This is a genomic window from Streptococcus sp. DD11, from assembly GCF_001578865.1.
GTDB classification, from domain to species: Bacteria; Bacillota; Bacilli; order Lactobacillales; family Streptococcaceae; genus Streptococcus; species Streptococcus panodentis.
The window spans coordinates 17,816-23,099 of sequence record NZ_KQ969393.1; the positions used below are offsets into that span (position 1 = coordinate 17,816).

A 5,284-nucleotide genomic window follows, 5' to 3' on the forward strand; every position below is an offset into this window, starting at 1 on the left:
ATCAAAGTCTGTCCGAATGCGTTTTAAATCTAACATAGTACCTCCAAAAGAAAAGCACGCCCATGAAAAGTGTTGGAACGGCAGGGCCGCGGTTCCATCCAACTTCACAGGTGTGCGCTTGATTGATTATTCATTTTTATGCTAACGGTAGAATTTCCTATTTTCCCCCTATCTGCTCACAGCCGCCGCAGACTTTCTGAAAAGCGTCCAATAGTACTTATCCGTTGATACGATTATACAAAAATTATGACTTTTTTGCAAACAAATTTTTAAACTTTTTCCCGATAGTCTGGACCAGGGTCGGCAGCTTGACCACCTTGTCATTGCCGAGATGCTCCCGGGCAATTTTGAGGATTTTCCCTGAGTCCTTGGAGGCAAAGAGAAACTTGCCTTGGTCGGTAAAGATTTCAAAGTGACGGCTGACCCGCCGGCCGGAGACATTGGCCCCAATCTGCTTGATGGCTGTCCATGGAATTTGAATGAATTGTTCTACATTGACATCGGGATAAAATTCAATTGCTTCATCTCCGATTAAAAATTTCCCCACTTTTCCGCCAATGGCCATGTAGGAAACGCCTGTAGTTTGAAATTCAACTGATTTATTTAAAGACTGTGCCATAGCTGCTCCTTTATCATAAAAACTGTCTCTATTATACCACAATATAGTCTTTTAGTTTGCTTTTAGTACTAGGCAACGAGCCGCAGGCCGCACTGGGGTACGGCAAGGCGAGTTAAGGACGGAATAAAAGATAAACTAACTGACGATAAAAAGAAGGCCGAAACCTTCTTTTTGCTTACATAATACTGAAGTAGCTTGCAATGATACCGACTATAAAGAGTCCGATAATGATGGTGATTGGTGATACTTTCTTCTTCAGCAGCCACATACAGAAGAAGGTCAAAAGCAGTCCCATAAGACCAGGGATGAGGGAATTCAGCTGGCCTTGGAGGGTGTCAACTTGAATCTTATCAAAGCTCAGCCCTTCCTGAACCTGACCGAGGATGGTTTTTAATTGTTCTCCATTGACAGCGCCTTTAGGCCATTTGATATAAGCACCTTCAGACAAAATCTTACCAGGAAGATTGACAGTGAAGACGATGGATACCCAGCGTTCGACCAATACGGCCAAGATAAACATACCGAGGATAGAAGCGCCTTTGGTGATGTCTTTCAGGATACCGCCGGACATGTCCTTGGTGATTTCTGAACCAGCACGATAACCAAGCTCTTGAGTATACCAGAGGAAGGCCATCCGGATCAGGTTCCAGCCAATGAAGAAGATGAGCGGACCTGCGATGTTACCAGATGCAGCCAAGGATGCACCGAGAGCTCCGAGGATAGGACGTACAGTGAACCAGAAGACAGGGTCACCGATACCGGCCAGAGGTCCCATCATCCCGATTTTCACCCCTTGGATAGCAGCGTCTTCAATCTCTGTACCATTGGCTTTTTCTTCTTCCAGGGCCAAGGTTACCCCCATGATAGGAGCTGCAACGTATGGGTGGGTATTGAAGAATTCCAAGTGGCGTTGAAGAGCGGCAGCTTGATCTTCTTTTTTAGTGTAGAGTTTTTTGATAGCTGGAATCAGGGAGTAAGCCCAGCCCAGGTTTTGCATCCGTTCATAGTTCCATGAACCTTGCAGGAATTGCGAGCGCCACCAAACCTTTTGACGGTCAGACTTGGTAAGAGCTACTTTTCCTGATTCTTCAGGTTTTACAGTATTCAATTCTGTCATGATAGTCTAGCTCCTTTCCTAGTAATCTTCTAAGATATCGCCAATTGGGTCGCCTGAACCTGAAGAGGTTCCGCCGCCATTACCGCCGCCTTGTTTAGAGAGATTGAGGTAGATGAAGGCAAGAGCAACACCAATCGCACCAAGGGCGATCAGGGTCAGTTCGCTGACAGCTGCCAGAGCAAAACCGATGGCGAAGAATGGCCAAACTTCACGGGTTGCCATCATATTGATAACCATGGCATAACCAACGGCTACGACCATACCGCCGCCGACAACCATACCGTGGTTGAGCCAGTCTGGCATCATGCTAAGAGCGCCTTGGACTGATTTGGCAGGGATAGCCAGCAGGAGAGCAGCAGGAACCGCGATACGCAGTCCTTGGAGAAGGAGGGCAAAATAGTGAGCGCGCTCCACACCTGCAATGTTGCCGTGTTCGGCGGCCTTATCAGCAGTGTGAACCAGCGCAACAGAAGCAGTACGCACCAGCATGGTCAGGAAGAGGCCGGCAACGGCAAGGGGAATAGCTGTCGCAGTCGCAACACCGATACCTTCTTGAGAGAAGTTTCCGCCCTTAACCATAATGATGGCAGCGGCTACAGAAGCGAGAGCAGCATCGGGAGCAACGGCTGCACCGATGTTGGCCCAGGCGAGGGCAATCATTTGCAGGGAACCACCAAGCATAACGCCTGCAGTGAGATTACCAGTTGCTGCACCGATCAGAGTACAAGCAACGAGCGGTTGGTGGAATTGGAATTGGTCGAGGATACCTTCAAGACCAGCAAGGAAGGCAACAATTACGACCAAGATAGCAGAAATAATTGACATATTCTAAATCCTTTCATAAAGTCTAAGCAGAAAGAGCTGATTATTGTACATCGGCTTTTTTAATCAGCTCGAACAAATCTTTCTTAGAATCATTTGGTACCTTGCGGACGTCAAATGAAACGCCCAGATCACGCAGCTTTTCAAAGGCAGCAACGTCATCTTTATCCATTGATAATACGTTGTTCACCATTGTTTTTCCAGTTGAGTGAGCCATGGAGCCGACGTTCAGCTCCTTGATCTCAACACCGCCTTCAACAGCCCGAAGGGCGTCTTGGACGGTTTCAAACAAGATCAGTGCATGCGTATTGCCAAAGCGGGGGTCCTTAGAAGCATCAATCAGTTTTTGAATAGGGACAACGTTGGCTTTGACACCGTTAGGTGCCGCTTGTTTGATCAATTCTTTACGCAATTCATCCTTTGCAACATCATCTGATGCAACGATGATACGGTCTGCTTTCGATGCAGGAGTCCAGTTGGTAGCAACCTGACCGTGCAGGAGTCGTGTGTCCAAGCGAGCCAAGTTGATTTTAAGTTTGCCGTCACCGATGACCGTTCCTTCTGGAATAGCAGCCTGAGGCGCGGCTTCTGGAGCAGGAGCACTTGCAGCTGATTCTTCAGCAGGGTTGAGCTCTTCCGGAAGAGCTTTGACGCCTTCCTTGGCTTCTTTGATGATATTGGCAACGACAGCATCGACGCCGGCATTCGCATCCATCATCCTTTCTGTATAGGCCTGAATCAGCATGGGCAGATTCAAACCAGTGATAATGGCGAACTTGCGGTCAGGATTTTCTCCCATGACACGGCTGGCCTGATTAAACGGAGAACCGCTCCAAAGGTCAGCCAAGACCAATACCTCATCGTCCGCGTCAAACGAAGCCACAGCGTCATTGAATTTGGCATATAAATCATCCGGTCCTTCATGGGGCATGAAAGTCACAACTTGAACTTTTTCCTGCTCGCCGAAAATCATGGAACCTGACTGATGAATACCAGCGGCAAATTCACCATGGCTAGCAATAATGATTCCGATACTCATTATTGTTTTTCCTCCTTATAAAATGTTTGACTCAAGTTTTAAGAAAACTTTAAGGCAAGTTTATTATAAAACGTTTTCATGAAAAATGCAAGCGATTTTATCAAATTCTTTCAAAATGAGCTGCCTGAGGCAAGATACTGAAAAATCATGGTTTGCCAAAAAGCTGTTTGCAGAATTCTTTGGCCCAGCTACCCAAAAAACGAAATTTAGATGATTAACATATGAAAGAAAATGAAATAATTTGAAAGAAATGCCTGAGGTATGAAATAGAGGCATTTGTTTGAAAAAATGTTCGTTTGCAGTCTGGCAGATCTGTTCGGAAAATTTCTCTTTCCCCGTCACACTTGCTTCAAGCTTTTTGAAAGATTAGCGGTATTTCTGCAAATTTTTCCTGGATTGACGGGAACAGGCCCCCAGATTTTCATGAATAGAGATTTTAAAAAATTCCCAAGCTTTCGTCCAGCTTGGGAATGCGGTCTGCTTAGTTCGTGAAGTCCAGTACCATCCGGCCCTGAATGGTACCGGCCTGCATTTCATCAAAGACTTGAACAGCATCTGCAAGAGGGCGTTTTTGGACCACTGGAACGACCAGGCCTTCAGCGCCGAACTGAAAGGCTTCTTCCAAGTCTTTCCGAGTACCCACAAGGGAGCCGATGACCTGAATGCCGTCCAGAACAGTTTTGACGATGCTGAGGTCCATCATTTCGGACGGCAGACCGACTGCCACCACACGGCCTCCAGCCCGGACAGAGTCTACAGCCTGGTTAAAGGCAACCTTGGAGACAGCGGTGACCACGGCAGAATGCGCACCGCCTGTCTTTTCCTGAATCAGTCCCGGCACATCCGCAGTTTCCTTGCCGTTGATGATTATATCGGCACCGACTTCCTTGGCCAAAGCCAATTTGTCAGGATTGATATCTACCGCAACAACATGGGCATTGAAAACTTTCTTGGCATACTGTACAGCCAGATTGCCCAGTCCGCCGGCTCCGTAAATAACAATCCACTGACCGGGCTGCAGCTGTGCTTCTTTAATGGCTTTGTAGGTTGTGACACCGGCGCAGGTAATGGAGGAAGCCTGAGCTGGATCCAGTCCATCCGGTACCTTGACTGCATAGTCCGCCCTTACGATACACTGCTCCGCCATACCGCCGTCAACGGAATAACCGGCATTTTTAACAGAGCGGCAGAGAGTCTCACGGCCAGTGGTGCAGTATTCACAGCAGCCGCAGCCTTCGAAGAACCAAGCGACACTGACGCGATCGCCAATCTTGAGGTTGGTGACACCTGCTGCGATTTCTTTGACAATGCCGATGCCTTCGTGTCCCAGAACACGTCCCGGAACCTTTCCGAAGTCGCCGTGAGCAACATGCAGGTCTGTATGGCAGACTCCGCAGTATTCGATTTCAACCAGCGCTTCGCCGGTTTGGAGCGGCCGGAGTTCCTTATTTTCAGTAATTTCGACTCCGTTTCCTTGAGCATTTACAACAACTGCTTTCATGATGAGTTTCCTCCTGTTGTACTAAATGTGATTATGTTAATTATATCACAAAGTCAAACAAAGAGCAAACGCTTACAGAAACTCTTTGAAAAGATGCTTAACTGGTTTTCTATCCAGAGCCATAGGACGCAGGGACAGACTCCCATGATGGCTGTGTCCTCACCCACAGAGGGATGCATCTTTTGG

The 5,284-nt window shown here is 47.5% G+C and carries 5 protein-coding genes; all 5 read right to left on the reverse strand.

Translation table 11 applies throughout. From position 1 onward, the window contains the following. Nucleotides 1-244 precede the first annotated feature (244 nt). Entirely contained in the window at nt 245-619 is a 375-nt protein-coding gene (locus tag STRDD11_RS03390; RefSeq protein WP_128835421.1) for a DUF956 family protein, read from the reverse strand. 175 nt (nt 620-794) lie between these two features. Continuing rightward, the gene (locus STRDD11_RS03395) at nt 795-1,736 is read right to left on the reverse strand and encodes a PTS system mannose/fructose/sorbose family transporter subunit IID (RefSeq protein WP_128835424.1); all 942 of its coding nucleotides are present in this window, start codon (nt 1,734-1,736) and stop codon (nt 795-797) included. 18 nt (nt 1,737-1,754) lie between these two features. Then, entirely contained in the window at nt 1,755-2,561 is an 807-nt protein-coding gene (locus STRDD11_RS03400) for a PTS mannose/fructose/sorbose transporter subunit IIC (protein ID WP_128835426.1), read from the reverse strand. Between the two features lie 40 nt (nt 2,562-2,601). Further along, on the reverse strand, nt 2,602-3,597 hold the full coding sequence (locus STRDD11_RS03405) for a PTS sugar transporter subunit IIB (RefSeq protein ID WP_128835428.1): 996 nt from the start codon (nt 3,595-3,597) through the stop codon (nt 2,602-2,604). 481 nt (nt 3,598-4,078) lie between these two features. Continuing rightward, on the reverse strand, nt 4,079-5,098 hold the full coding sequence (adhP, locus tag STRDD11_RS03410) for an alcohol dehydrogenase AdhP (protein WP_128835430.1): 1,020 nt from the start codon (nt 5,096-5,098) through the stop codon (nt 4,079-4,081). Between the last annotated feature and the right edge of the window lie 186 nt (nt 5,099-5,284).

Excerpts from the sequence above, each read along its gene's own strand:
- STRDD11_RS03400 (WP_128835426.1), bottom strand. The coding sequence starts at position 2,561 with ATGTCAATTATTTCTGCTATCTTGGTCGTAATTGTTGCCTTCCTTGCT.
- STRDD11_RS03395 (WP_128835424.1), bottom strand. The coding sequence starts at position 1,736 with ATGACAGAATTGAATACTGTAAAACCTGAAGAATCAGGAAAAGTAGCT.
- STRDD11_RS03405 (WP_128835428.1), bottom strand. The coding sequence starts at position 3,597 with ATGAGTATCGGAATCATTATTGCTAGCCATGGTGAATTTGCCGCTGGT.
- STRDD11_RS03390 (WP_128835421.1), bottom strand. The coding sequence starts at position 619 with ATGGCACAGTCTTTAAATAAATCAGTTGAATTTCAAACTACAGGCGTT.
- adhP (WP_128835430.1), bottom strand. The coding sequence starts at position 5,098 with ATGAAAGCAGTTGTTGTAAATGCTCAAGGAAACGGAGTCGAAATTACT.